Annotated in this window: 20 protein-coding genes; 9 read left to right on the forward strand and 11 right to left on the reverse strand. The window is 72.7% G+C overall.

Annotated features, from left to right (window positions below; genetic code table 11):
• Window positions 1–31 precede the first annotated feature (31 nt).
• Genes thiS through KB893_RS14550 form a run of 4 tightly spaced genes read left to right on the forward strand, consistent with a single transcriptional unit; the run spans window position 32 to window position 3,733 of the window.
• Complete coding sequence (gene thiS, locus KB893_RS14535; protein WP_211927243.1) at window positions 32–232, forward strand: sulfur carrier protein ThiS; 201 nt, start codon at window positions 32–34, stop codon at window positions 230–232.
• 54 nt (window positions 233–286) lie between these two features.
• Window positions 287–1,093, forward strand: coding sequence for a thiazole synthase (locus KB893_RS14540; RefSeq protein ID WP_213173809.1), 807 nt, complete (start codon window positions 287–289; stop codon window positions 1,091–1,093).
• A gap of 8 nt (window positions 1,094–1,101) precedes the next feature.
• Window positions 1,102–1,863 carry a tRNA (guanosine(46)-N7)-methyltransferase TrmB gene (gene trmB / locus KB893_RS14545; protein WP_211927241.1) on the forward strand — a complete coding sequence of 254 codons (762 nt, stop codon included), beginning with the start codon at window positions 1,102–1,104 and terminating at the stop codon, window positions 1,861–1,863.
• 31 nt (window positions 1,864–1,894) lie between these two features.
• On the forward strand, window positions 1,895–3,733 hold the full coding sequence (locus KB893_RS14550; RefSeq protein ID WP_211927240.1) for an SLC13 family permease: 1,839 nt from the start codon (window positions 1,895–1,897) through the stop codon (window positions 3,731–3,733).
• Here KB893_RS14550 and KB893_RS14555 read toward each other — a convergent pair.
• Window positions 3,717–4,085, reverse strand: coding sequence for a Rieske (2Fe-2S) protein (locus tag KB893_RS14555; RefSeq protein WP_211927248.1), 369 nt, complete (start codon window positions 4,083–4,085; stop codon window positions 3,717–3,719). The two genes, KB893_RS14550 and KB893_RS14555, sit on opposite strands and share 17 nt — an antisense overlap.
• A gap of 51 nt (window positions 4,086–4,136) precedes the next feature.
• Between KB893_RS14555 and KB893_RS14560 the strand changes: the two genes are divergently transcribed.
• The 4 genes from KB893_RS14560 (at window position 4,137) to KB893_RS14575 (ending at window position 7,290) form a co-directional block, all read left to right on the forward strand.
• Entirely contained in the window at window positions 4,137–4,409 is a 273-nt protein-coding gene (locus KB893_RS14560) for a hypothetical protein (protein ID WP_211927239.1), read from the forward strand.
• Window positions 4,410–4,489: 80 nt separating this feature from the next.
• Window positions 4,490–5,206: a fumarylacetoacetate hydrolase family protein gene (locus KB893_RS14565; RefSeq protein WP_211927238.1), complete on the forward strand. Its 717-nt coding sequence runs from the start codon at window positions 4,490–4,492 to the stop codon at window positions 5,204–5,206.
• A gap of 42 nt (window positions 5,207–5,248) precedes the next feature.
• Entirely contained in the window at window positions 5,249–5,719 is a 471-nt protein-coding gene (gene mscL / locus KB893_RS14570; protein ID WP_213173810.1) for a large-conductance mechanosensitive channel protein MscL, read from the forward strand.
• Window positions 5,720–5,865: 146 nt separating this feature from the next.
• The gene (locus KB893_RS14575; protein WP_213173811.1) at window positions 5,866–7,290 is read left to right on the forward strand and encodes a M28 family peptidase; all 1,425 of its coding nucleotides are present in this window, start codon (window positions 5,866–5,868) and stop codon (window positions 7,288–7,290) included.
• A 123-nt stretch (window positions 7,291–7,413) separates the two neighbouring features.
• Here the strand turns inward: KB893_RS14575 and KB893_RS14580 are convergent, their stop codons facing one another.
• From KB893_RS14580 to KB893_RS14590, 3 genes are all read right to left on the reverse strand, one after another.
• Complete coding sequence (locus KB893_RS14580; RefSeq protein ID WP_211927967.1) at window positions 7,414–8,637, reverse strand: hypothetical protein; 1,224 nt, start codon at window positions 8,635–8,637, stop codon at window positions 7,414–7,416.
• Window positions 8,638–8,751: 114 nt separating this feature from the next.
• Window positions 8,752–11,874 carry an efflux RND transporter permease subunit gene (locus tag KB893_RS14585; RefSeq protein ID WP_213173812.1) on the reverse strand — a complete coding sequence of 1,041 codons (3,123 nt, stop codon included), beginning with the start codon at window positions 11,872–11,874 and terminating at the stop codon, window positions 8,752–8,754.
• A gap of 10 nt (window positions 11,875–11,884) precedes the next feature.
• Window positions 11,885–12,994: an efflux RND transporter periplasmic adaptor subunit gene (locus tag KB893_RS14590; protein WP_213173813.1), complete on the reverse strand. Its 1,110-nt coding sequence runs from the start codon at window positions 12,992–12,994 to the stop codon at window positions 11,885–11,887.
• Between the two features lie 224 nt (window positions 12,995–13,218).
• On the opposite strand from KB893_RS14590, the gene KB893_RS14595 reads away from it, so the two are divergent.
• Window positions 13,219–13,746, forward strand: a complete 528-nt coding sequence (locus KB893_RS14595; protein WP_211927974.1) for an O-acetyl-ADP-ribose deacetylase — start codon at window positions 13,219–13,221, stop codon at window positions 13,744–13,746.
• A gap of 54 nt (window positions 13,747–13,800) precedes the next feature.
• Here KB893_RS14595 and KB893_RS14600 read toward each other — a convergent pair whose 3' ends face one another.
• The 7 genes from KB893_RS14600 to KB893_RS14630 all read right to left on the reverse strand — a co-directional run bounded on the left by KB893_RS14600 (window position 13,801) and on the right by KB893_RS14630 (window position 23,744).
• On the reverse strand, window positions 13,801–14,817 hold the full coding sequence (locus KB893_RS14600) for a class I fructose-bisphosphate aldolase (RefSeq protein WP_211927973.1): 1,017 nt from the start codon (window positions 14,815–14,817) through the stop codon (window positions 13,801–13,803).
• A 90-nt stretch (window positions 14,818–14,907) separates the two neighbouring features.
• On the reverse strand, window positions 14,908–16,197 hold the full coding sequence (locus tag KB893_RS14605; protein ID WP_211927972.1) for an MFS transporter: 1,290 nt from the start codon (window positions 16,195–16,197) through the stop codon (window positions 14,908–14,910).
• 81 nt (window positions 16,198–16,278) lie between these two features.
• Window positions 16,279–17,745 carry a pyruvate kinase gene (pyk, locus tag KB893_RS14610; RefSeq protein WP_213173814.1) on the reverse strand — a complete coding sequence of 489 codons (1,467 nt, stop codon included), beginning with the start codon at window positions 17,743–17,745 and terminating at the stop codon, window positions 16,279–16,281.
• 109 nt (window positions 17,746–17,854) lie between these two features.
• Window positions 17,855–18,505 carry an HAD-IA family hydrolase gene (locus KB893_RS14615; RefSeq protein WP_213173833.1) on the reverse strand — a complete coding sequence of 217 codons (651 nt, stop codon included), beginning with the start codon at window positions 18,503–18,505 and terminating at the stop codon, window positions 17,855–17,857.
• A complete protein-coding gene (locus KB893_RS14620; RefSeq protein WP_211927608.1) occupies window positions 18,502–19,674 on the reverse strand; it encodes a phosphoglycerate kinase in 1,173 nt (390 codons plus the stop codon). Before KB893_RS14620 ends, KB893_RS14615 begins: the two co-directional genes overlap by 4 nt.
• Before the next feature lie 87 nt (window positions 19,675–19,761).
• A complete protein-coding gene (locus tag KB893_RS14625) occupies window positions 19,762–21,123 on the reverse strand; it encodes a DUF3999 domain-containing protein (protein WP_211927607.1) in 1,362 nt (453 codons plus the stop codon).
• Between the two features lie 5 nt (window positions 21,124–21,128).
• Window positions 21,129–23,744: a DUF2339 domain-containing protein gene (locus KB893_RS14630; protein WP_211927606.1), complete on the reverse strand. Its 2,616-nt coding sequence runs from the start codon at window positions 23,742–23,744 to the stop codon at window positions 21,129–21,131.
• Window positions 23,745–23,926: the final 182 nt, after the last annotated feature.

Below are 23,926 nucleotides of genomic sequence, written 5' to 3' on the forward strand. Positions count from 1 at the left end.
GCACGGCGCGGGGCGGCCTACAATGTTGGCCATGCAGATCCTCCTCAACGGCGATCCGATCGCCCTTCCCGACGACGCCACCGTCGACCGACTCCTGCAGCAGGCCGGGTTGGCGGGCCGCCGCGTGGCGGTCGAGGTCAACCGCGAGATCGTCCCCCGCGGCCGCCATGCCGGGCACCGCCTCGCCGACGGCGACCGCGTCGAGATCGTCAACGCCATCGGCGGCGGCTGAGCGCACGACCAAGGTCGCGCCCCATCGCGTGCGCGTCTGCGCGATAATCGGGCGATGCCTTCGATCCCCGATTCCCCCACCGACACCGAGGCGCTGCGCATCGGCGCGCGCCGCTTCCAGTCCCGCCTGCTGACCGGTACCGGCAAGTTCCGCGACCTCGACGAGACCCGCCGCGCCACCGAGGCCGCCGGCGCCGAGATCGTCACCGTCGCCATCCGCCGCAGCAACATCGGCCAGAACCCGGACGAGCCCAACCTGCTCGACGTCCTGCCGCCCGACCGCTTCACCATCCTGCCCAACACCGCCGGCTGCTACAGCGCCGACGAGGCGGTACGCACCTGTCGCCTGGCGCGCGAACTGCTCGACGGCCACACCCTGGTCAAGCTCGAGGTGCTCGGCGACCAGAGGACCCTGTTCCCGGACGTGGTGCAGACCCTCGCCGCGGCCGAGACCCTGGTCGCCGACGGCTTCGAGGTCATGGTCTACACGTCCGACGACCCGATCCTGGCGCGCCGGCTCGAGGAGATCGGCTGCGTCGCGGTGATGCCGCTGGCCGCGCCGATCGGCTCCGGCCTCGGCATCCAGAACCGCTGGAACCTGCTCGAGATCGTCGAGAACGCGAAGGTGCCGATCATCGTCGACGCCGGCGTCGGCACCGCCTCCGACGCGGCGATCGCCATGGAACTGGGCTGCGACGGCGTGCTGATGAATACCGCGATCGCCGGCGCCAGGGATCCGGTGCGGATGGCCCGGGCCATGCGCGATGCGGTCAGCGCCGGACGCGACGCCTTCCTCGCCGGGCGCATCCCGCGCCGCCGGCACGCCAGCGCCTCCTCGCCGATCGACGGCCTCGCGCAGTGAGGCCGGCGATGGTCGACGACGCCAGCGACGACGCCTCCTGCGACGAGGGCACCGGCGCGCGTCCCGGCGCGGCGCGCAAGCCGTTCACCGTGCATCCGGGGCGGCGCGAGGTGCGCAGCTTCGTGCTGCGCCAGGGCCGCCTCACCCCGGCCCAGGACAAGGCCATGCAGGCCGAATGGCCGCGGCGCGGGCTGGAGTTCGCCGGTGCGCCGCGCGACTTCGACGCGGTGTTCGGGCGCCGCGCGCCGCGCGTGCTGGAGATCGGCTTCGGCAACGGCGAGGCGCTGCTGTGGAGCGCCAGGCGCGATCCGGCGCGCGACTACATCGGCATCGAGGTGCACGCGCCTGGCGTGGGCCGGCTGCTGCACGGCCTGGCCGCGGAGGACGTGCCGAACGCGCGGGTCTACTGCCACGACGCGGTCGAGGTGCTGCGCGCGGACATCGCCGACGCCGCGCTCGACGAGGTGCGCATCTGGTTCCCCGACCCGTGGCACAAGAAGCGCCACCACAAGCGGCGCCTGATCCAGCCACCGTTCGTCGCGCTGCTGGCCGACAAGATCGCCGTCGGCGGGCGCCTGCATCTGGCCACCGACTGGCAGGACTATGCTGAGCACATGAACGAGGCCGTCGCCAGCGAGCCACGCTTCGTCAACCGCGCCGGACCCGGCGGCTGGGTGGAGCGACCCGAGTGGCGGCCGCAGACCCACTTCGAGACCCGCGGACTGGGGCTCGGCCACGGCATCCGCGACCTGGTCTTCGACCGCCGCTGACGCAGACCGACGAGGGTGTACGCGCGCTGACATGGACGAGAGCCTGACGCTCACCACCGACATGATCCTGGTGTTCGGCCTGGTGGGCTTCACCATGGCCATGTTCATGACCGAGCGCCTGCGTCCCGACCTCACCGCGCTGATGGTCCTGATCACCCTGGGCCTGCTCGGCCTGGTGCCGGCCGACCGCCTGTTCGCGGGCTTCGCCGGCAATGCGGTGATCAGCGTGATGGCGACCATGATCCTGGGTGCGGGGCTGGAGCGCACCGGTGCGCTGAACCGGCTCGCGGTGTGGCTGCTGCGGCGCTCGAAGGGCCTGGAGGAACGGCTGATCCTGTTCGCCTCGGCGATCGGCGGGATGATGTCGTCGTCGATGCAGAACCCGGCGGTGATGACCCTGTTCCTGCCGGTCACCTCGCGCCTGTCCAACCGCACCGGCCTGAGCCTGTCGCGCCTGCTGCTGCCGATCGGCGCCGCGGTGGTGATGGGCGGCGGGCTGACCATGGTCGGCAACTCGCCGCTGATCCTGCTCAACGACCTGCTGCTGCACGCCAACGACAACCTGCCCTCCGGCGCGGCGACGCTGGCGCCGTTCGCGATGTTCGCGCCGATGCCGGTCGGCCTGGCGCTGCTCGGCGCGTCGCTGCTGTACTTCCGCTTCTTCGGCGCGCGCATGCTCGAAGGCGCCGGCGAGAAGAGCGCCACGCCCGGGCGCACCGACAGCTACTTCGCCCAGACCTACGGCATCACCGGCGAGGTGTTCGAGCTGACGGTGACCTCGGAGAGCCCGCTGGTCGGCATGTCGATCGGCGAGGCCGAGGCGCAGCACGGCGCGCCGCTGTTCCTGGCGCTCAAGAGCGGGCAGGTCGCGCGGCTGGCGCCGCCGGCCGACGAGATGCTGTGGGTCGGCAGCGTGATCGGCGTCATGGGCACGCGCCGAGAGATCGGCGACTACGCGCAGAACAACCTGCTGCGCCAGAGCAGCCGCCTGCGCAACTTCGGCGACCTGTTCAACCCCAGCCGCGCCGGCGTCTCCGAGGCGGTGATCCCGCCGAACTCGGCCTTCATCGGCAAGACCATCGCCGAGCTGCACATGCGCAGGAGCGAAGGCATCAGCGTCCTCGCGGTGAACCGCGACAACGAGGTGTTCCGCGAGGACGTGCGCCAGCTCGAGATCAAGGCCGGCGACCTGCTGGTGTTCCACAGCATCTGGACCGACCTCGCCCAGGCGGCGTCCAAGCGCGACTTCGTGGTCGTCACCGACTATCCGAAGGAAGAGCAGCGCCCGCACAAGCTGTGGGTGGCGATCGGTATCTTCGCCGCCGCGGTTGGGCTGGCGCTGAGCGCGCAGGTCGCGGTGCCGATCGCGCTGATGACCGGCGCGGCGACCATGCTGATCGCCGGCGTGCTCAACATGGACGAGGCCTATCACGCGGTGAACTGGAAGACCGTGTTCATCATGGCCTGCCTGATCCCGCTCGGTTGGGCCATGGACTCCACCGGCGCCGCCGCCTGGCTGGCGCAGGAGATCCTGACGAGGCTGCCGCAGGGCCTGCCGGTGTGGGCGTTCGAAGCTGCCATCGCGGTGCTGTCGACGGTGTTCGCGCTGGTGATCACCAACGTCGGTGCGACCGTGGTGATGGTGCCGATCGCGATCAACTTCGCGCTTGCCGTCGGCGGCAACCCGGCCACCTTCGCCCTGGTGGTGGCGCTGTCGGCGGCGAACAACTTCCTGTCCGCCTCGAACCCGGTGCTGGCGATGATCTCCGCGCCCGGCGGCTACAGCAGCCGCGACTTCCTGCGCATCGGCGGGCCGCTGATGCTCGTCTACCTCGGCGTGACCCTGCTGGTGGTCAACCTGCTGTGGTGAGCCCGGCGCCGGTCGCGTCGACGAGCCAGACCTGCCCGTCGCGCTCCTCGACCGCCACCGCGACCAGCGCCTCGCCGCGGCAGGGCCCGCCGACGCAGACCCCGTCGTCGCTGCGGAAGCTGGCGCCGTGCGCGGCGCAGACGATGTGCCCGCCCTTGTCGAACAGGAACTGGCCCGGCGCCCAGTCGAGCCGGCGGCCGGCGTGCGGGCAGACGTTCAGGTAGGCGCGGACGCTGCCGGAAACCCGCATCAGCATCAGCGATTGCGCCTCGCCGTCGACCTCGGCCTCGATCTCCAGCGCGCCGGTCGCGGGAATCCGCGAGGCCTCGATTAACGATCCAATTACATTCATCACCGGGCCTTTGCCCATACTCGGCCGTCCCTCATGGTGCCACGAGCGACGATGTTCCACTCCCGCTCCCGCTTCATCCATTTCGACCTGCGCAAGCCGCGCCACCCGCTGGTCAAGCTCGGCTTCGGCCTGGTCGGCGTCGCCCTGCTGTCGGTGCTGCTGGTGTTCGGCCTGTTCGCCGGCGCGGCGATGCTGGCGGCCGGCGTGGTCTGGCGCCTGGCCGTGCAGCTGCGCGCGCCGCAACAGCAGCAGGCCGTGCGCGGCGGCGCGATCGACGGCGAGTTCCGCGTCGTGCGCAAGTCCGATCCGATGCTGTCGCGCTGAGCGCGCCGCCGTCGCTCCACCGAAACGCCCGGGCCCCTGCCCGGGCGTTTTTGCATTCAGCCCCTGCTCCCGAGCCGCCCATGTCCTCTCCGCTGCCAGCGACCGTCATCCCCGCTCCCGTGCCCACCACCCTCGCCGTGCGTGGCACCGAGGCCCGTTTCCCGGTGCGCAGGATCTACTGCGTCGGGCGCAACTTCGCCGACCACGCCAAGGAGATGGGTGCCACCGTCGACCGTGGCAATCCGGTGTTCTTCCACAAGCCGGCCGACGCCCTGGTCCCGGGAGGCGGTGCGGTGCCGTATCCTCCGGCGACGGGCGACCTGCACCACGAGGTCGAGCTCGTGGTCGCACTGGGGCGCGACGCCGATGGCGAAGTCGATGCCGCGCGCGCGCTCGACCTGGTGTTCGGCTACGGCGTCGGCCTCGACCTCACCCGACGCGACCTGCAGGCCGCGGCCAAGGCCAAGGGCCTGCCCTGGGACACCGCCAAGGGCTTCGATGCCTCGGCGCCGGCCAGCGAACTGGTGCCGGTGGCCGAAGCCGGCCACGACGTCTCGCGCCGGCTGTGGCTCGAGGTCAACGGCGCGCCGCGCCAGGCCGCGACGCTGGACACCATGATCTTCGGCGTCGCCGAGATCATCGCGGCGCTGTCGAAGCTCTACGCCCTGCGCGCGGGCGACCTGGTGTTCATGGGCACGCCCGCGGGCGTCGCCGCGCTCGTTCCGGGCGACCGTTTCCGCGCCGGCGTCGACGGCCTCGTCGAGTTCGAAGGACACATCGTGGAGACAACGCGGTGAGCTAGAGTCCGGCGCGATCCCAGCACGCCCGAGGAGGTGTCGATGAGCGTCATGAAGGAGTTCAAGGAGTTCGCGATGCGCGGCAACGTCATCGACCTCGCGGTCGGTGTCGTGATCGGTGGCGCCTTCGGCAAGATCGTCACCTCGCTGGTGAACGACATCGTGATGCCGCCGGTCGGGCTGCTCATCGGCGGCGTCGACTTCAGCCAGCTCTCGATCGTGCTGCGCGAGGCGACCGTCAACGCCGCGGGCGAGCCGGTCGAGGCGGTCGCCATCAACATCGGCCTGTTCGTCAACACCATCATCCAGTTCATCATCATCGCGCTGGCGGTGTTCTTCGCGGTGCGCTTCATCAACTCGCTCAAGCGCAAGGAGCCGGCACCGCCCGAGCCCAAGCCGGCCACGCCGCCGGAGGACGTGCTGCTGCTGCGCGAGATCCGCGACGCGCTCAAGGCGCGCCCTGCGCAGTCCGGCCCCGCCACCACCGGCCCGGTCTCGCCGCCGCCGGCCTGACCGGCACCGTCCCCAGGCGACGCGGAAGGGCCGGCGCATGCCGGCCCTTCCGCTTCAGGCATCCGGGACCTGTGGCACGGCCCGCCGTCGCCGGCGCGGGGCTAGACTCGACGGTTTCCCGTCCGCCACCGCCGCCGGAGCCGCCCATGCCTCGCCCCCTCGCCCGCCGCGTCACCGTCCTCGCCCTGGCACTCGCCGCCGCCCGTCCCGCCGCCGCCGAGACGCGCCTGCCCGACGACGCGCTGGAACAGGCCGCGGTGCTGCGCGACCGCGGCCTGGCCGGCAGCGCGGCCTACGGCATCGTCGAATCGCTGACGACCGAGGTCGGGCCGCGGATGGCGGGCACCGAGGCCGACGCGCGCGCGGTCGCCTGGGCCCGCGCCAAGTTCGAGGAGCTGGGCTTCGACCGCGTGCGCGTGGAACCGGTGACCTTCCCGGTCTGGCATCGCGGCCACGAGCAGGCGCGCATCCTGGGCGACCACGCGCAGCCGCTCCTGATCACCGCGCTGGGCGGCAGCGTCGGCACCGGGGGGCAGCCGCTGGAAGCCGAGGTCGTCCGCTTCGATTCCCTGGACGCGCTGATGGCCGCGGACGCGGCCAGCGTGCGCGGCAAGATCGCCTTCATCGACGGCAGGATGGAGCGCTTCCGCGACGGCCGCGGCTATGGCCCCGCGGTGGGCGCGCGCAGCAACGGCGCGACCGAGGCGGCGCGGCGCGGCGCGCGCGCGGTGCTGATCCGCTCCATCGGCACCGATTCCGACCGCCTGCCGCACACCGGCATGATGCGCTACGCCGAGGGGGTCACGCAGATCCCCGCCGCGGCGCTGTCGGTGCCCGATGCCGAGCAGCTGACCCGCGTCCTGGAGCGCGACCGCAGCGCGCGCGTGCGCCTCGACATCGACGCCGAGACCCGCGGCGAGTACACCTCGCACAACGTCATCGGCGAGATCGTCGGCAGCGAGAGGCCCGAGGAGGTGGTGCTGATCGGCGGCCACCTGGATTCCTGGGACCTCGGCACCGGCGCGGTCGACGACGCCACCGGCGGCGGCATCACCATGGCCGCGGGCAAGCTGATCGCCTCGCTGCCGGAACGCCCCCGGCGCACCGTGCGCGTGGTCGCCTTCGCCAACGAGGAGCAGGGCCTGCTCGGCGCACGTGCCTACGCCAGGGCGCACGCCGATGCGATCGCGCAGCACGTGATCGGCGCCGAGAGCGACTTCGGCGCGGGCCGCATCTATGCCCTGCGCGGCAACGTCGAGCCCGAGGCGCGCAAGGCGCTGGCGCAGATCGCCGAGGTGCTGACTCCGCTCGGTATCGCCTACGAGGGCGAGGGCGGCGGTCCCGGTCCGGACATCGGGCCGATGGCCGCGCGCGGCATGGCCTGGGCGCAGCTGGCGCAGGACGGAACCGACTATTTCGACCTGCACCACACCGCCAACGACACGCTCGACAAGGTCGATGCCGAAGCGCTCGACCAGCAGGCGGCGGCGTACGCGGTATTCGCCTACCTCGCCGCCGAGGCCGAGGGCGATTTCGGCAGCGCCCCCAAAAGCGCAGGCGAAGAGGACTGAGTCGGTCCGCGGGCGGCGCGGCGGCGACCCGCGCCGCAGGCGCGGCCGCTCCGTCGCGGATCCGGCCGCGCCAGGTGCCGCCGGCGGCGGTCGGGACGCGCGCCGGCGACGCCTGCAGCGCGATCAGGCGTCGAGCAGCGGCACGTCGAGGCTTTTCGCCGGCCGCCCGAGCACCTGCTGCGCGGCCTCGCGCAGGTCCTCGAGGTCGACGCTGCCGTCCTTCATCAGCACGCGCACCAGGTCGTCGAGCGACTTGCCGCCGTCGCTCTCCTGGCGGATCTCGTCGTCCAGGTCGCGGAACAGCACCACGGCCCGGGCCCGGATTGCGCCCTGCGCCAGCCGCGCCCGCAGCGAGTCCGCCTCGCCGCCGCGCTCGTCCATCCAGCCCATGGCGCGCTCGTAGCGGCTGTCGCTGAGCATGCCGACCTGGCGCAGCAGGCGCAGGCTGTAGTACTCGGCGATGCCCTCGCCGATCCAGCGGTCGCGCCCGGCGCCGCGCACGCCGGTGACCACGTGCACGACCTCGTGCACCAGGGTGCTGGTGCCGTTCTCGCTGATCAGAGGGCGGTCGGAATGCATGTACAGCGACTGCGGCGCGGACAGGCCGCCGCGCCACATCGGGTCGTCGGCGCCGACGATCAGGAGCTTCGGCGGCAGCCTGCCGAAGGCCGCCTTCATCTCCGGCAGCACCAGGTTGAGCATCGCCAGGATCTCGTTGCGGCGCATGCTGTCGCCCTTCGGCGCGGCGACCACCAGCAGGGTGCCTGCGACCCGCTCCAGGCGGATGCCGATGTCGCCGGCGATGAGCCAGCCCGTCGGCCGCGCCAGCGAGTGCTCCGGATTGGTGACGGCGAAGCTGCCCTTCTCCAGCTCCGGCCACTGGGTCTGCGCGGTCCAGCCCTCGGGCCCCGCGACGTGCAGCGTCGCCTTCGAGCGGGCGCCCTTGGCGACGCGCACGCGCGCCGGCGGCACCAGGTCGTCGCCGCGCAGCAGTGCCCAGTCGCGGGTGATCCGTGCGTCGTAGCCGCCGCCGCGGCGCCGGTGGTCGATGCGGTGGCTGTAGCGCAACGTGCCGCCGGCCTTCGGCGGCAGCCAGGTGACGCGGTCGCCCTCGCGCTCGACCTCGCCATCGCCGCGCACGTCGTCGTAGAGATCCGGATCCAGCTCCAGCCCCAGTTCGCGCAAGACCCCGTCGTCCTGGCCGACCACGATGGCCACCTCGGCGGTCCCGTCCTCCGGCACCAGCCGCACCCGGTAGTCGACGTCATAGGTGGGCGCGGCGGCCGCGAGGACCGGGGCCGCGAGGGCCAGCAACAGCAGGAGCGGAATGGCGACGTGACGCGGCATCGGCGGACTCGCGGCGGGATGGACCGGCGATTGTGCTTCACGCCGGTGAACACCGCTCGAAGCGGGCCGCCCTCGGCGCCACCCGCCACCGAGGGCCACCGGGCGACGCCCGCCTCAGGCGTGCCCGCCGACCTGCGGGGTCTCGTCCTCGAGGCGGGCGATCTTGCGCGCCAGCGCGTCCGGCGACTTCGTGTACGGCGCCAGCAGCGCATAGAAGGCCGGCACCACGAACAGCGACAGCAGGGTCGCGAAGGCGACGCCGAAGATCACCACCACGCCGATCGTGGCGCGGCTCGCCGAGCCTGGCCCGCCCGCCACCACCAGCGGCACCGCGCCGGCGATGGTCGCCACCGAGGTCATCAGGATCGGCCGCAGGCGGATCGCCGCGGCCTCGACGATCGCGTCGCGCACCGCCATGCCGTCGTCGCGCAGCTGGTTGGCGAATTCCACGATCAGGATGCCGTTCTTCGCCGCCAGGCCGACCAGCATCACGATGCCGATCTGGCTGAACAGGTTCAGCGTGCTGCCGGTGACCGCCAGGCCGATGAGCGCGCCGAGCAGGGCCAGCGGCACCGTCAGCATGATCACCAGCGGATGCACGAAGCTCTCGAACTGCGCGGCCAGCACCAGGTAGACGATCAGGAGCGCGGCGACGAAGGTGAAGACGACGGTGCCGCCGGCGCGCATGAACTCGCGCGACTCGCCCTTGTAGTCGATCTGCGCGTATTCCGGCAGTTCCTCCTGCACGACCTGCTGCACCCAGGCCAGCGCCTCGCCGAGCGTGTGTCCGGGGTTGAGCCGCGACTCGATGGTGATCGCGCGCAGGCGGTTGAAGCGGTTGTACTCGCCGGGCTCGGCGACCTCCTCGAGCGTCACCAGGTTGGCCAGCGGCACGAGTTCGCCGGTGGTCTGCGAGCGCACGTAGAGGTTGCGCAGGTCGGCGGGCTCGGCACGGTCGTCGCGCGTGGCCTGCAGCATGACCTCGTATTCCTCGCCGCTGTCGACGAAGGTGGTGACCCGGCGCGAGCCCATCATCGTCTCGAGGGTGCGGCCGATCTCCTGGGTGGAGACGCCGAGGTCGGCGGCGCGCATCTGGTCGATCCGCACCTGGATCTGCGGACGCGTCTCCTGGTAATCGGAGTCGGCGCCCTGGAACGCGGGATTGGCCTCCATCCGCGCGAGCAGGCGGTCGCGCCACTGCGCGAGCTCCTGGTAGTCGGGGCCACCCAGCACGATCTGGAACGGCTGTCCGCGGCTGCCGACCAGGCCGCCGCCGGAGGAGGCGAACGCGCGCACGCCGGGGATGGTGGCGAGCTCGTCGGCGACCTCGACCACCGCGTCGGCGGTGCCGATGTCGCGCTCCGACCAGTCCTTCATGAACACCGTCACCCGCCCGGTGTGCATCTCCTGGCTGCTGCCCCAACTGCCCGGCACGCGCGAGTTGATCCGCTCCAGCGGCTGGTCGTCGCCCACGAACTGCGAGAGCACGCGCTCGACCTTGTGCATCTGCTCCACCGACCAGTCGAAGCCGGCGCCCTCGGGTCCGTTCACCGAGACGAAGAACGCGCCGCGGTCCTCGGCCGGCGCGAGTTCGCTGGGCACCACGCGCAGCAGCCCGAGGCTGGCGAGCAGGGTCAGGACCAGGACGCCGACGAAGAGCAGCGGATGCCCGAGCGTGCGTCCGACCAGGCCGCGGTAGCCGGCGGTGAGGCGGTCGAGGCGACCGTTGATCCAGGCGTTGAGCCGGCCCGGCTTCTCGTGCCGGCGCACCAGCTGCGAGCACATCATCGGGGTCAGCGTCAGCGCGACGAAGGCCGACAGCGCCACCGCCGACGCCAGCGCCACCGACAGCTCGCGGAACAGGCGGCCGGTGTTGCCCTCCATGAAACCGACCGGCAGGAACACCGACACCAGCACCGCGGTCGTCGCGATCACGGCGAAGGCGACCTGCTTGGTGCCGCGCTTGGCCGCGACCAGCGGCGGCTCGCCGAGGTCGGTCCGGCGCTGGATGTTCTCCAGCACGATGATCGCGTCGTCCACCACCAGACCGATGCACAACACCAGCGCGAGCAGGGTCAGCAGGTTGATGCTGAAGCCGAAGGCGTAGAGCGCGATGAAGGACGCGACCAGGCACACCGGCAGGGTCACCGCGGGGATCAGGGCCGAACGCAGGGTGCCGAGGAACAGGAAGATCACCGCGACCACCAGGACGCCGGCCTCGATCAGGGTCGCGTAGACGCGCTCGACCGACGCCTCGATGAACTGGGTGTCGTCGTAGGCGACGAAGATGCGCATGCCCTCGGGCAGCGTCTGCTGGATGCGCGCGGCCTCCGCGCGCGCGGCGCGGGCGACGTCGAGGCTGTTGGCGGTGGAGGTCTTGACGATGCCGAGGCCGACGTTGGGTTCGCCGTTGCTGCGGTAGTAGTTGCGCCGCTCCTCCGCGCCGAGCTCGACCCGCGCCACGTCGCCCAGGCGCACGACGTAGCCGTCGCCGCCCTTGGCCAGCGCCAGCTCCCGGAAGGCCTGGGGATCGAGATAGCTGCGCTGCACGCGCAGGGTGAAGTCGCGGTCGCTCGACTCCAGGCTGCCGGCCGGCAGCTCGACGTTCTCGCGCTGCAGCGCGTTCTCCACGTCCGAGACCGCGAGCCCGCGCGCCGCCAGCGCCTCGCGGTCGAGCCAGATGCGCATGGCGTAGCGCTGTTCGCCGGCCACGCGCACCTGGGCGACCCCGTCCAGCGCCGAGAGGCGGTCGACGATGTAGCGCTCGGCGTAGTCGCTGAGCTCCAGCGCGCTCATGTCCGGCGCGCTCATGTTGAGCCAGATCACCGTCTCGGAATCGCTGTCGACCTTGGCGATCTCCGGCGGGTCGGCCTCTTCCGGCATGCGGTCCTGGACCCGGCTGACCGCGTCGCGCACATCGTTGGCGGCGCCCTCGATGTCGCGGGCCAGGCTGAATTCGAGGGTGACGTCGGCGCTGCCGTTGCGGCTGCGCGACTCGATGGTCTCGATGCCCTCGATGCCCGACAGCGCATCCTCCAGCACCTGGGTCACGCGGGTCTCGACCACCGCCGCCGACGCGCCCGGATAGTTGACCTCGACCGAGACGATGGGCGGATCGATCGCCGGCAGTTCGCGGAGGGTCAGGCGCGAGAACGCCATGACCCCGAGCACGACCAGGAGCAGGCTCAGGACGATCGCGAAGACCGGGCGCTGGATCGAGATGTCGGACAGGCGCATGCCGCGGGCCTCAGGGTGCGGCGGCGGGGATGCCCGCGGCGGCGGCCGGCGCGGTGTCCTGCGCCGGCGTGGCTTCGACCGGGGCGACGGCGATGCGGATGCCGCTGCGCAGCTTGTTGGTGCCCTCGACCACGATGCGGTCGCCCGCGGCCAGGCCGTCGACGATCTCCACCTCGCCGCGGCGGCGCGCGCCGGTCTCCACCGGCACCTGGGTCACCGTCTCGTCGCCATTGACGCGGAACACCGACGATTCGCGTCCGATCTGCACCAGCGCGAGCTCGGGAATCGCCAGGACCTCGCGCACCGGCTGCAGCAGGTCGACCGACATCAGCATGCCCGGTCGCAGCACGCCGTCCGGGTTCGGGAACTCGGCCCGCACCGTCACCGCACGGGTCACCGGGTCCACCCGCGAATCCAGCGAAGTGACCGTGCCGGTGAACTCGAGCTCGGGGAAGGCCGCGCTGCGCGCGGCGATGTCCTGCCCCACCGCGACCTGACCCAGGTTCAGCTCGGGAACCGCGAAGTCGAGCTTGATGGTGGAGACATCGTCGAGGTTGGCGATCGGCGTGCCCGGGGTCACCAGGCTGCCGGGGCTGACCTGGCGCAGGCCGAGCACACCGTCGAAGGGCGCGGTGATCGCGCGGTCGCCGAGCTGGGCCTGGATCTGCCGCATGCGCGCGCGCGCGCTGTCGCGCTGCGCGCGCTGGGTGTCGAGCACGCTCTCGGAGACGAGCCGGCGCCCGGCCAGGTCCTGCTGGCGTTCGAACAGGCGGTCGGCCTCCTCGTAGGCGGCACGCGCCTCCTCGAGCGCGGCCAGCTGGGTGTTGCCGGAGAGGTCGACCAGCAGCTCGCCCTCCTTCACCCGGTCGCCGCTGTCGAAGTTCACCCGGCGCACGGTCTCGCTGACCTTGGCGGTGATCACCACCGATTCGTTGGCCTGGGTGGTGCCGAGCGCCTGGATGCGGTCGCGCCATGGGCTCGGCTCGACCACGGTGGTGGTCACCACCGGCGCGGTCGCGGCGGCGTCGACGGACCCGCCCGCGCCGCCTCCGCAGGCGGAGACGAGCAGGGCCGATCCCAGGGCGAGGGCGGCGGCGGCGCGATGGCGCTTGGAGATCATGGACATCCGGATCGGGAGAAGGAGGCTTGACCGCCACGGGAGCGGGAGGTTCCCATCGCGGGCGGGCGCGGCGGCATGCCACGGTCGCAACGCGCAGCCGGGGGAGTTCCGTCGTATGGCCCCGCGCTGGGCGCGGAGTCTAGAGGGCCGCGGCGCCGCGCGAGCGTGACGAAAGACGGGTTGCAATCCGCGCCCCGAGCCGCTCCTCCATCCGCAGGCCGTCCATGTCCACCGTCCGCATCCTCGAAGCCGACATCACCACCCTGGCCTGCGACGCCATCGTCAACGCCGCCAATGCGTCGCTGCTGGGCGGTGGCGGGGTCGACGGCGCGATCCACCGCGCGGCCGGTCCGGAGCTGCTCGCGGCCTGCCGCGCCCTGCCGGAGGTGGCGCCCGGCGTGCGCTGCCCCACCGGCGAGGCGCGGCTGACTCCCGGGTTCCGCCTGCCGGCGCGCTTCGTGGTCCACACCGTGGGCCCGGTGTGGCACGGAGGAACCCGCGGCGAGGCCGACGCGCTGGCCGCCTGCTACCGCAGCAGCCTGGCGCTGGCGCGCGAGGCGGGCGCGGCCTCGATCGCCTTTCCCGCCATCAGCTGCGGGATCTACGGCTATCCGGCCGAAGCGGCGATGCGGGTGGCGCTGGAGGCGATCCGCGCCTGGCAGGCCGGTGCCGGCACGGCGCCCGCGGTCACCCTCTGCCTGTTCTCGTCCGACCTGCATCGGGCCGCCGAGCGCGCCCGCGACGGGGCCTGAACACGGAGCGGGGCGCCGCAGCGCCCCCTTCCGGAGACCCCTCGTCGACCGGGCTCAGGCCGCGTCCGCGCCCGGCCACTGGCCCAGCGCCGCGAGGCCGTTGTCCCTGGCGCGGGCGTAGACCGTCTCCTGTGCGCGGGCGACATTGGCCTTCATGTCCTGCGCCCAGATCCTGAGCGCCGCCGACTGCATGGCGCGGCCGTAGGAGAACGACAGCGGCCACGGCAGGTTGCCGATGCGGTTCATGGCGTCGAGATGGGCCGTGGCCTTCTCGTCGCTCTGTCCGCCGGACAGGAACACGATGCCGGGCAGGATCGCCGGCACCGTCGACTTCAGGCACATGAGGGTCGCCTCGGCGACCTCCTCGACGTCGGCCTGCTCCGGGCAGTCCTTGCCGGAGACGACCATCGAGGCCTTGAGGATGGTGCCCTCGAGCATGACGTTCTGCTCGTAGAGCGCGCCGAACAGCGAGCGCAGCACCGCCTCGGTGACCTCGTAGCAGGTCTGGATGTCGTGGCTGCCGTCCATGATCACCTCCGGCTCGACCATCGGCACCAGGCCCTGCTCCTGGCACAGCGCGGCGTAGCGCGCCAGCGCGTGCGAGTTGGCCTCGATGCAGGTGCCGGAGGGGATGTCGTCGCCGATGTTGATCACCGCGCGCCACTTGGCGAAGCGCGCGCCGAGCCGGTAGTACTCCTTGAGCCGGTCGCGCAGGCCGTCGAGCCCCTCGGTGATCACCTCGCCCGGGCAGCCGGCCAGCGGGTGCGTGCTCTTGTCGACCTTGATGCCGGGGATCACGCCGGCCTTCTTCATGACCTCCACGAAGGGGGTGCCGTCGGCGGTCTTCTGGCGCAGGGTCTCGTCGAACAGGATCGCGCCGGAGACGTGGTCGCCGAGCTTCGGCGTGGTCAGCAGCATCTCGCGGTAGGCGCGACGGTTCTCCTCGATGTTCTCGATGCCGACCGAATCGAAGCGCTTCTTGATCGTGCTGGTGGACTCGTCGATGGCGATGATGCCCTTGCCGCGGGCGACCATGGCCTGGGCGGTTTCGGCAAGCTGTTCGATGCTCATGGGGATCCTGTCTTCTGGGCGGCGAAAGAGGAAACGAAGCCGCCGGAGTATAGACGAGGGGTGTCGACGACCCGTGGTGCGGCGCGAGGCTCAGGACCCCGGCGACGGCTCCCGGGCGCGCACCGCGAGCAGCGCGAGCAGGGTCACTGCGGCCGCGGCGGCGAGATAGCCGCCGACGGCGGCGATGCCCCAGCGGTCCGCGAGCCAGGTCGCGATGTAGGGCGCGAGCGAGGCGCCGAAGATCCCGGCGAGGTTGAAGCACAGGGAGGCGCCGGTATAGCGCACGGCGGTCGGGAACAGTTCCGCCAGCACGGTGCCGAGCGGACCGTAGGTCAGCCCCATCAGGGCCAGGCCGAGCGCGAGGAACACGAAGGTCGTGCCCCGGTCGCCAGCGCCGAACAGGGGCGCGAAGGCGAAGCCGAACAGCCCGATCGCCACCGTCACCGACACCAGCACGATCCCGCGACCGTGGCGGTCGGCGAGCAGCGCGGAGAGCGGGATGGTCGCGGCGAAGAACAGCACGCCGCCCATCTGCAGCAGCAGGAAGTCCTCGCGAGCGTAGCCCAGGCGGCTGGTGCCCCAGGACAGCGCGAACACCGTCATCAGGTAGAACAGCACGAAGGTCGCCAGTGCGGCGAAGGTGCCGACCACGAGCGCGCGCTTGTGCGCCGCGAACACGGTCGCCATCGGCAGGCGCACCCGTTCGGCGCGGTCCAGCGCGCGCTGGAAGTCCGGCGTCTCGGTCAGCTTCAGCCGCATCCACAGGCCGATCGCGACCAGCACCGCGCTGCCGACGAAGGGAATGCGCCAGCCCCACGCCGCGAAGTCGCCCTCGTCGAGCAGCTCGGCCAGCACCAGGAACACGCCCGCCGAGCACAGGAAGCCGATCGGCGCGCCGAGCTGCGGGAACATCCCGTACCAGGCGCGCCTGCCCGGCGGCGCGTTCTCGGTCGCCAGCAGCACCGCCCCGCCCCATTCGCCGCCGAGGCCGAGGCCCTGGCCGAGGCGGCACAGCGCCAGCAGCACCGGCGCAGCCACGCCGATGCTGGCGTAGGTCGGCAGCAGGCCGATCGCCACCGTGGACAGGCCCATCGTCAGCAGCGCGGCGACCAGGGTCGCCTTGCGCCCGATGCGGTCGCCGAAGTGGCCGAAGAGCGCCGAGCCCACCGGCCGGGCGAAGAAGGCCAGGGCGAAGGTGGCCAGCGACTGCAGGGTCGCCGAGGTCGGATCCGTCGCGGGGAAGAACAGCGCCGGGAACACCAGCACCGCCGCGGTGGCGTAGATGTAGAAGTCGAAGAACTCGATCGTGGTGCCGATCAGGCTCGCGGCGAGCACGCGCCGCGGCGAGTTCACCGCTGCCGCCGGTGCGGTCGTGGTCACGAATTCATTCCCCCGGGGCGGCCCCGCTGCCGCCCGCGCATCATGGCATCCCCGGCGCCGGGCGCGGCGGCGCGGCGGCGATCAGAGATCGCCGAGCGTCGTGGCCAGGCCGTTCTCGTCGACCTCGAGCAGGCGCAGCGTGTTGGTCGCGCCGAGCAGGCCCATGTGGTCGCCATTGGTGAAGACCAGGCGGTCGCCGACCTCCAGCAGCCCGGCCTGGTGCAGCTGGCCGACGGCGGCGCGCGCGGCCTCGCGGATGCGCATGCCGCGCGACTCGAAGGCGATCGGGAACACGTCGCGCATCATCGCCATGCGCCGGCGCGCCGGCGCCTCGTGGGTCATGGCGTAGACCGGCGCGGTCGAGCGGAAGCGTGACAGGAAGCGCGCGGTGCCGCCGGACTCGGTCAGCGCCACGATGGCGCGGACGTTGATGTGCTCGGCGAGGAACATCGCCGCCATCGCGATCGCCTGGTCGGCGCGCTCGAGGTTGCGCGGCGCGGCCTCGAAGTCGGTGTCGCGCTTGAACTGGCGCTCGGCGCCGAGACAGATGCGGACCATCGCCTCCACCGCGCGCACCGGGTACTGGCCCGCGGCGGTCTCGGCCGAGAGCATCACCGTGTCGGTGCCGTCGATGACCGCATTGGCGACGTCCAGCACCTCGGCGCGCGTCGGGATCGGGTTGTCGACCATCGACTGCAGCATCTGCGTCGCGGTGATCACGATGCGGTTGCGCTCCACCGCGTTGCGGATGATGGTCTTCTGCAGGCCCGGCAGCTCGGCGTCGCCGATCTCCACGCCGAGATCGCCGCGGGCGACCATCACCACGTCGGACGCCTCGATGATCTCGATCAGGTTCTCGATCGCCTCGGCGCGCTCGATCTTGGCCACCAGCCACGGCGAGCCGCCGGCCTCGTGCGCGAGCCGGCGCGCCTCCTCGATGTCGGCAGCGGTGCGGCAGAACGAGACCGCCAGGAAGTCGACGTCCAGGTCCGCCGCGACCTTGATGTGCGTGCGGTCCTCGTCGGTCAGCGCGCCCAGCGAGAGGCCGCCGCCGAGCTTGTTCAGGCCCTTGCGGTTGGACAGCGCGCCGTCGGTCAGCACGCGGGTGCGGATGCGCTCGCCCTCGATCGCCTGCACCTCGAGGGTGACCAGGCCGTCGTCGAGCAGCAGCGTGTCGCCGGGCACGACGTCGTTGACCAGTCCGAGGTAGCTCACCCCGACCTGGGTCTCGTCGCCGGCGGGCGCGTCGGCACGGGCGATGAGGTCGAACTGCTGGCCGGCCTTGAGCGCGACCTTGCCGGCGGCGAACTTCTCGATGCGGATCTTCGGCCCCTGCAGGTCGGCGAGGATGCCGACCTCGCGCCCGACGGCGGCGGCGGTCTCGCGGATCAGGCGTACGCGCTCGGCGTGCTGCTCGGGGGTACCGTGGGAGAAATTCAGGCGCACCACGTCGACGCCGGCGCGGAGGATGCCCTCGAGCACGCCGGGGGCATCGGTGGCCGGGCCGAGGGTGGCGAGGATCTTGGTACGACGCAACGCGAGACTCATCCGTCAGGAATCCGTGAAATCGATCGCATCGGACGCTAGCACAGCATCCGGCAATGCGGCACCGTACGGGACGTACCTTGTGCGGAAAGGCGCACCGATGGCGCGGCCTTCAGGGCTCCAGGAGCATGCGCCGGAGCGCCTGCGGCGATTCGGCGATCGCATCGGCACCCGCGTCCTCCAGCTCGACGCGGTCGCCGAAGCCCCAGAGCACGCCGATGCCACGCAGGCCGTGCGCCCTGGCACCGAGGATGTCGTACCGGCGGTCGCCGATCATGACGGCGTCCGCGGCCTGCGCGCCGAGCCTGCGCAGCGCCTCGGCGACGAGGTCGGGCTTGGCCCGCCGGCTGCCGTCGGCGCTGGTCCCGCAGATCGTCCCGAAGCGCCCGCCGAACGGCAGGCTGGCCAGCACCTTCTGCGCGAAGGCCTCGCCCTTGGAGGTCACCACCGCCATGCGGTGGCCGGCGTCGGCCAGCGCCGCGAGCAGTTCCGGGATGCCCTCGTAGACGTGGAACATGCACCAGCCCTCGCGGTCGTAGAGGTCGCGATAGGCGGCGAGCGCGGCGGCGGCGCGTCCTGCGTCCGCCTCGAAGTGCAGGTGGAAGGTGTCGCGCAGCGGCGGGCCGATCCAGCTGCGCAGCACCCCGGTGTCGGGCACCTCGGCGCCGACGCTCTCCATCGCATGCCGCGCGCAGGCGTAGATGCCCTCGGCGGAATCGATCAGGGTGCCGTCGAGGTCGAAGAACAGCGTCGCCGCCATCAGCCGCGCGCGTCCAGCGCGGCCACCGCGGGAAGGGTCTTGCCCTCGAGGAACTCGAGGAAGGCACCGCCGCCGGTGGAGATGTAGGACACCTGGCCGGCGATGCCGTACTTGTCGACCGCGGCCAGGGTGTCGCCGCCGCCGGCGATGGAGAACGCCTTCGAACCGGCGATCGCCCGCGCCAGCGCCTCGGTGCCCGCGCCGAAGGCGTCGAACTCGAACACGCCGACCGGCCCGTTCCACACCACCGTGCCCGCGCCGGCGATCAGCGCGGCATAACGCTTCGCCGTCTCCGGGCCGATGTCGAGGATCATGTCGCCCTCGCCGACCTCGTCCACCGCCTTCACCGTCGCCGGCGCGTCGGCGCTGAATTCCGGCGCGACCACCACGTCCACCGGCAGCGGGATCGCGGCGCCGCGCGCCTCCGCGTCGGCGACGATCTTCTTCGCGGTGTCGACCAGGTCGGCCTCGACCAGGGACCTGCCGACCGGCTTGCCGGCCGCGAGCAGGAAGGTGTTGGCGATGCCGCCGCCGACGATGAGCTGGTCGACCCGGGAGACCAGGTTGCCCAGCAGCTCCAGCTTGGTGGAGACCTTGGAACCGGCGACGATGGCCAGCAGCGGGCGCTCGGGGTTCTCCAGCGCCTTGGCCAGCGCGTCGAGCTCGGCCATCAGCAGCGGCCCGCCGGCGGCGACCTTCGCCGCGCGGATCACGCCGTGGGTCGAGGCCTGGGCGCGGTGCGCGGTGCCGAAGGCGTCCATGACGAACACGTCGCACAGCGCCGCATACTTCTGCGCCAGCGCGGCATCGTCCTGCTTCTCGCCGGGGTTCATGCGGCAGTTCTCGAGCAGCTTGATCTCGCCCGGAGCGACGTCGACGCCGTCGACCCAGTCGCGCACCAGCGGCACCTCGCGACCCAGCAGCTCCGCCAGCCGCGCCGCCACCGGCGCCAGCGAATCGGCTTCGCTCCACTCGCCCTCGGTGGGCCGGCCCAGGTGCGACATCACCAGCACCGCGGCGCCCTTCTCCAGCGCCAGCCTGAGCGTCGGCAGCGCCGCGGCGATGCGCTGCTCGGAGGTCACGCGCCCGTTCTTGACCGGCACGTTGAGATCCTCGCGGATCAGCACCCGCTTGCCGGCGAGGTCGAGGTCGGTCATGCGGAGCAGGCTCATGGGCGGCGGTTCCTCGTGTGATGGAGCGTGGCGTGGGACCGGCATTGTCCCGGCTGCCCGTCACTTTGCAAAACGCCGCGCGCGCCTTCAGTCGAAGCGCGGCGGGCCCTGACGCAGCAGGTGCACGGCGAACACGATGACCACCAGCGCGCCGGCGACCAGCACGCTCCACAGGATCCATGCGGTCCAGTCGCGCGGCCGCTGCAGCGCCCGCGCGCCGGCGAGCTCCCGGTACGGACCGGGCTCGGCCACGGCGGGCTGCCAGTCCGCGCCCTCGCGCTGGCGCAGCTCGGCGATCAGGCGCGGCAGCGGCGTATCCGCGCGCATCGCGGTCGCGCTTCCTGCCGCCAGCGCGAACGGCGCTGGCCCCTGCGCCAGGAACACCAGCACCTCCGGCCGGTAGCCCAGGCGCAGCTGCGGCGTGCCGCTCACCGGCCCGCGCGCGCGCAGCCGCCAGTAGCGATCGCGCACGACCCCGTTGATCGCCTGCGCCCCCGACGCCTGCGCATCGCCGGCGCGCGCGTTCAGGCGGTAGGCCACCCACGGCGCCAGGCGCTGACGCCAGCTCGCGTCCTCGCCGTCGCGGCTCTCCAGCGTCCACTCCACCGCCGAATTGCCCGGCAGCAGCACGTCGGCGCGATCCACCGGGAAGCGACCGCCGAGTTCGAAGTCGAAGGTCGCCGCGTCCGGGTCGCTGCGCGCGGCGTCGAGCGTCTCCCACTCCCGCGCCTCGGCGACCGGTTCCGGGGCCAGCCCGGCGCTGATCGTGGTCGGCGCGAAGCCGGTGCCGAGCGCGGCGGGGGTCAGGCGCAGGTAGCGCGTGCGCACCGGCTCCAGCTCGAGCCGGCGCTGCACGAGGTTGCGCCCGGCCCGCACCGCCTCGACCAGGCGTCCGTGCACGCTGACCGGATCCCAGTGCTCGAGGTCCTCGCTCGCCTCCACCCGCATGCCGAGATCCAGCGCCGCCTCGCGCGGCGGCCAGTCGATCTCGAGCGCGGTGATCGGGGCGCGGGTGCGGCTGGCATCGACCAGGTAGACCACCGCCTCGCCGCGGCCGAGGCGGCCGCCGCCGCGCGTCTCCACCCGGCGCAGGCGGCCGTCGGCATCGACTTCGCCGACCACGGCCCAGGCATCGCCGTCGCGCGCGTCGGGCGCGGGCAGCGTGAACCACGGCAGTTCCAGCTCGCGCGCGGGCCGCGCCAGCGGCGCCTGCGGCGGGAAGACCTCGGCGGCGACCGCCTCGTCGGCGGCGTTGAACACCACCAGGTCGCGCAGCCGCGGGTCGCTGGCCTGGGCATAGACCTCGCGGGCAAGGGTGACGCGGTAGGCGCCGCCGTCGGCGTCCTGCAGCACCAGCGGCCATTCGCCGACGAAGGCGTCGCGCGGCGCGGCGGCCGGCGCGGGCGTCGCCGAGGCGACGAGGACGAGCAGCAGGGCGAAGCGCAGCATGCCGCTCATTGTGCCGCCCCCGCCGCCCCGGCGTCCGCCGCAGCGGCCCGCGGCGGCGCCGGAGCGAAGAAACCGACCGCCGTGCACAGCACGCCGAAGCCGATGAAGGACACGATCCCGAGCAGGTTGCCCAGGTGCTGGCGGTCGACGAGCACCAGCTTCAGCAGCACCACGCCCATCAGCAGCGCGCCGGCCAGCCACACCGTGCGCAGGCCGCGGCGCGAGCCCACGATCCAGCCGGCCACGCCGAGCACGCTCCACAGCAGGGTCAGCGCGGTCTGCACCAGGCTGGTGGAGAACATCGACGTCGACCAGATCACGCCGGCCCAGTGGTGCAGGCTGCGCAGCAGGCTGGCGTTGGCGAGCGCGAAGGCACCGAAGGCCAGCACCGGCACGCGCCACCGCCCCAGGCGCGGCGTCGTCGCCGCCAGGTGCACGGCGAGCGCGAGGATCGCCGCCTGCATCAGGTCGAGCGGATTGAGCAGCGGCAGCCACGGCAGCGGCGCCGGGGCGCCGGCGGCGAACAGGGCCGGCAGCCAGCCCGCGACCAGCACCGCCATGTAGCTCGCCAGCAGCGCCCGTCGCCATGCGCCGAAGCCGGCGGCCAGCGGTACCGCCAGCCATGCCGGCCGGGCGGCGGCGAGCAGTGCCGCGATCCACCACGGCAGCAGGACCGCCACGTGGCGCCAGCCGGTGCCGACATCGGGGCCTGCCAGCAGCCCGTGCAGTCCCAGCGACGTGGCCAGCGGCCATGTCCACAGCCATGCCGCGTGGGCGGCCACGACCGCCCGCGACGCCGGTCCGCGCAGGGCGACGAGGCTGCGTGCACCGAAGGCGGCGAACGCCAGCCACGCCCAGCCGGCCGGCAGCGCGAACGGCTGGTCGACGCGCCACGCCTGCACCAGCGCGAACGCCACGCCGGCGGCCAGTCCCGCCGCGGTGGTCCAGGCCAGTGCGACGGCCGGGCGCCGGCGCGCGACCTCGGCGGCGAGCCAGCCGCTGGCGACGGCGAAGACGAATGCGGCCGCCGGCTGCAGGTGCGGCGCGACGAAGTCGGCGATCTCGTTGAGGGCGATGCCGGCCCACCAGGCCAGGCCCCACACGTACCAGGCCAGTGCCGCCCGTGGGCGGGCAGCCGCGGCGTAGCTCCAGGCGCTGGCGAAGCCGGCGAGCGCGACCAGCAGCCCGCTCGTGCAGGTGGGATTGACGAGCGGCGTGTGCTCGGGGCCGGAGAACAGGACGCCGAGCGCGAACGCGCAGGCCGCCAGCGCCTGCAGCGCGGTGCCGCTGACCTGCGGCAGCAGGCGCGCCTGGCGCAGGCCGAGCCAGACCAGCGCGGCGCCCTCGAGGGCGAAGGCGCTGGCGGTGGCCTGCGCCGACAGCGCGAGCGGGATCGCCAGGGTCGCGAAGCCCACCGCCAGCAGCGCATGCGACTGCGCCAGCAGTGCGCGCCGTTCGCGTCCGCGCAGCGTCCAGGCGAGCGCGGCGTAGAGCGCGGCGAGGCCGAGCGCGCACAGCGCCAGCGGCATGCGGGCGCCGTCGAGCAGGGCGGCCTGCAGCGCGAAGGCGACCAGCGGCGTGCCGAACACGAGGCTGCCGTCGACGAGGTCGCGCCCGCCCGCGCGCCGCCGCGCGTACAGGACCGGGATCGCAAGGTAGAACGCGAAGAACAGCAGCAGGAACGGCTCGGTGCTGGCGAAGTCCGTGGGGGTATACGCGAGCACGCCCCAGGCGGTGCCGATGCCGAAGGTGAACACGAAGCCCAGCAGGTTCAGCAGCCGCCACGCGCGCCACCAGGCGATCGCGAACACGCCCGCGTTCAGCAGCGCGTAGTAGGAGAACAGGGCGACGTGGCTGCCGCCGCCGGTCGACAGCCACAGCGGCGCGAGGAAGCCGGCGAGGATGCCGAACACGGCCAAGGCCAGGGCATCCTGCAGTACCGCCAGCACGCAGGCACCGGCGACCAGCACCACGCTCAGCGCGAATGCCATCCCCGGCGGCAGCAGGCCGTAGAGCCGGAACGCGCCGAACACCGTCAGCAGCAGCACGCCGACGGCGCCTCCCTGCAGGCTGAGCGCGAAGGCGCGCCGCCGCAGCCGCTGGCGCCAGGCGAAGACCAGCGTCGCGGTCGCCGCCGCGGCGATGCCCGCCAGGCGCAGCTCGACCGGCACCCGCAGCAGGCCCTGGTCGCTGGCGTACTTCAGCAGCGCGGCGACGCCGGCCAGCAGCACGAGCACGCCGATCTTGACCGGCACGTTGCCCTCGGTGAACCAGCCCCGGATCGCGGCGACCCCGCGCTCGACGGTACCGGGCCCGCGCGGCGGCGACGGGGGCAGCGGCACGGTCGCAGGCCGCGGTGCAGGCGCGGCAGGCGGCGGCACCGCAGCGGCCGGTGGCGGCGCGGACTCGACGAAGGCAGCTTGCGCGGGGCCCTCCTGCGCGGCCGCGCCGGCACGTGGCGCGGACGCGGGCGCATCCGCGCGACGCACGCGAAGTGCCTGCACGTCGCGTTCGAGGTCCGCGACCCGCCGCCGCAGGCCGGCGACCATCACCAGCGCCACGACGATGGCCACCGGCAGCGCGAGCAGCACGAGTGCGACGAGCACGAGCAATGACGACATCGGTTCCGCATCCCCTTTCGATGTGGCGCGCACTCTGGCGGCAAGTGCGCGCGAGCGCCAGCAGGGCGCGGTACATCCACCTGAACCGCACTCGCGCTCCGACACTTCGTTTGCGAACGCTTGAGGCCGTCTTAACGGGGCGGCGACCAGCATCGACCCCGTATCCGACGCAGTGGATGCAC

The sequence above is a fragment of the Coralloluteibacterium stylophorae genome (genome assembly GCF_018122625.2).
In the GTDB taxonomy this organism is placed as follows: Bacteria; Pseudomonadota; Gammaproteobacteria; order Xanthomonadales; family Xanthomonadaceae; genus Coralloluteibacterium; species Coralloluteibacterium stylophorae.

Bases quoted from the DNA above. Each gene is read 5' to 3' on its own strand.
- KB893_RS14590 (WP_213173813.1), bottom strand. From the start codon at position 12,994: ATGATCTCCAAGCGCCATCGCGCCGCCGCCGCCCTCGCCCTGGGATCG.
- KB893_RS14555 (WP_211927248.1), bottom strand. From the start codon at position 4,085: ATGAATGTAATTGGATCGTTAATCGAGGCCTCGCGGATTCCCGCGACC.
- pyk (WP_213173814.1), bottom strand. From the start codon at position 17,745: ATGAGTCTCGCGTTGCGTCGTACCAAGATCCTCGCCACCCTCGGCCCG.
- KB893_RS14620 (WP_211927608.1), bottom strand. From the start codon at position 19,674: ATGAGCCTGCTCCGCATGACCGACCTCGACCTCGCCGGCAAGCGGGTG.
- KB893_RS14595 (WP_211927974.1), top strand. From the start codon at position 13,219: ATGTCCACCGTCCGCATCCTCGAAGCCGACATCACCACCCTGGCCTGC.
- mscL (WP_213173810.1), top strand. From the start codon at position 5,249: ATGAGCGTCATGAAGGAGTTCAAGGAGTTCGCGATGCGCGGCAACGTC.
- KB893_RS14575 (WP_213173811.1), top strand. From the start codon at position 5,866: ATGCCTCGCCCCCTCGCCCGCCGCGTCACCGTCCTCGCCCTGGCACTC.
- KB893_RS14550 (WP_211927240.1), top strand. From the start codon at position 1,895: ATGGACGAGAGCCTGACGCTCACCACCGACATGATCCTGGTGTTCGGC.
- KB893_RS14560 (WP_211927239.1), top strand. From the start codon at position 4,137: ATGTTCCACTCCCGCTCCCGCTTCATCCATTTCGACCTGCGCAAGCCG.
- KB893_RS14630 (WP_211927606.1), bottom strand. From the start codon at position 23,744: ATGTCGTCATTGCTCGTGCTCGTCGCACTCGTGCTGCTCGCGCTGCCG.
- KB893_RS14625 (WP_211927607.1), bottom strand. From the start codon at position 21,123: ATGCTGCGCTTCGCCCTGCTGCTCGTCCTCGTCGCCTCGGCGACGCCC.
- thiS (WP_211927243.1), top strand. From the start codon at position 32: ATGCAGATCCTCCTCAACGGCGATCCGATCGCCCTTCCCGACGACGCC.
- KB893_RS14600 (WP_211927973.1), bottom strand. From the start codon at position 14,817: ATGAGCATCGAACAGCTTGCCGAAACCGCCCAGGCCATGGTCGCCCGC.
- trmB (WP_211927241.1), top strand. From the start codon at position 1,102: ATGGTCGACGACGCCAGCGACGACGCCTCCTGCGACGAGGGCACCGGC.
- KB893_RS14580 (WP_211927967.1), bottom strand. From the start codon at position 8,637: ATGCCGCGTCACGTCGCCATTCCGCTCCTGCTGTTGCTGGCCCTCGCG.
- KB893_RS14540 (WP_213173809.1), top strand. From the start codon at position 287: ATGCCTTCGATCCCCGATTCCCCCACCGACACCGAGGCGCTGCGCATC.
- KB893_RS14565 (WP_211927238.1), top strand. From the start codon at position 4,490: ATGTCCTCTCCGCTGCCAGCGACCGTCATCCCCGCTCCCGTGCCCACC.
- KB893_RS14585 (WP_213173812.1), bottom strand. From the start codon at position 11,874: ATGCGCCTGTCCGACATCTCGATCCAGCGCCCGGTCTTCGCGATCGTC.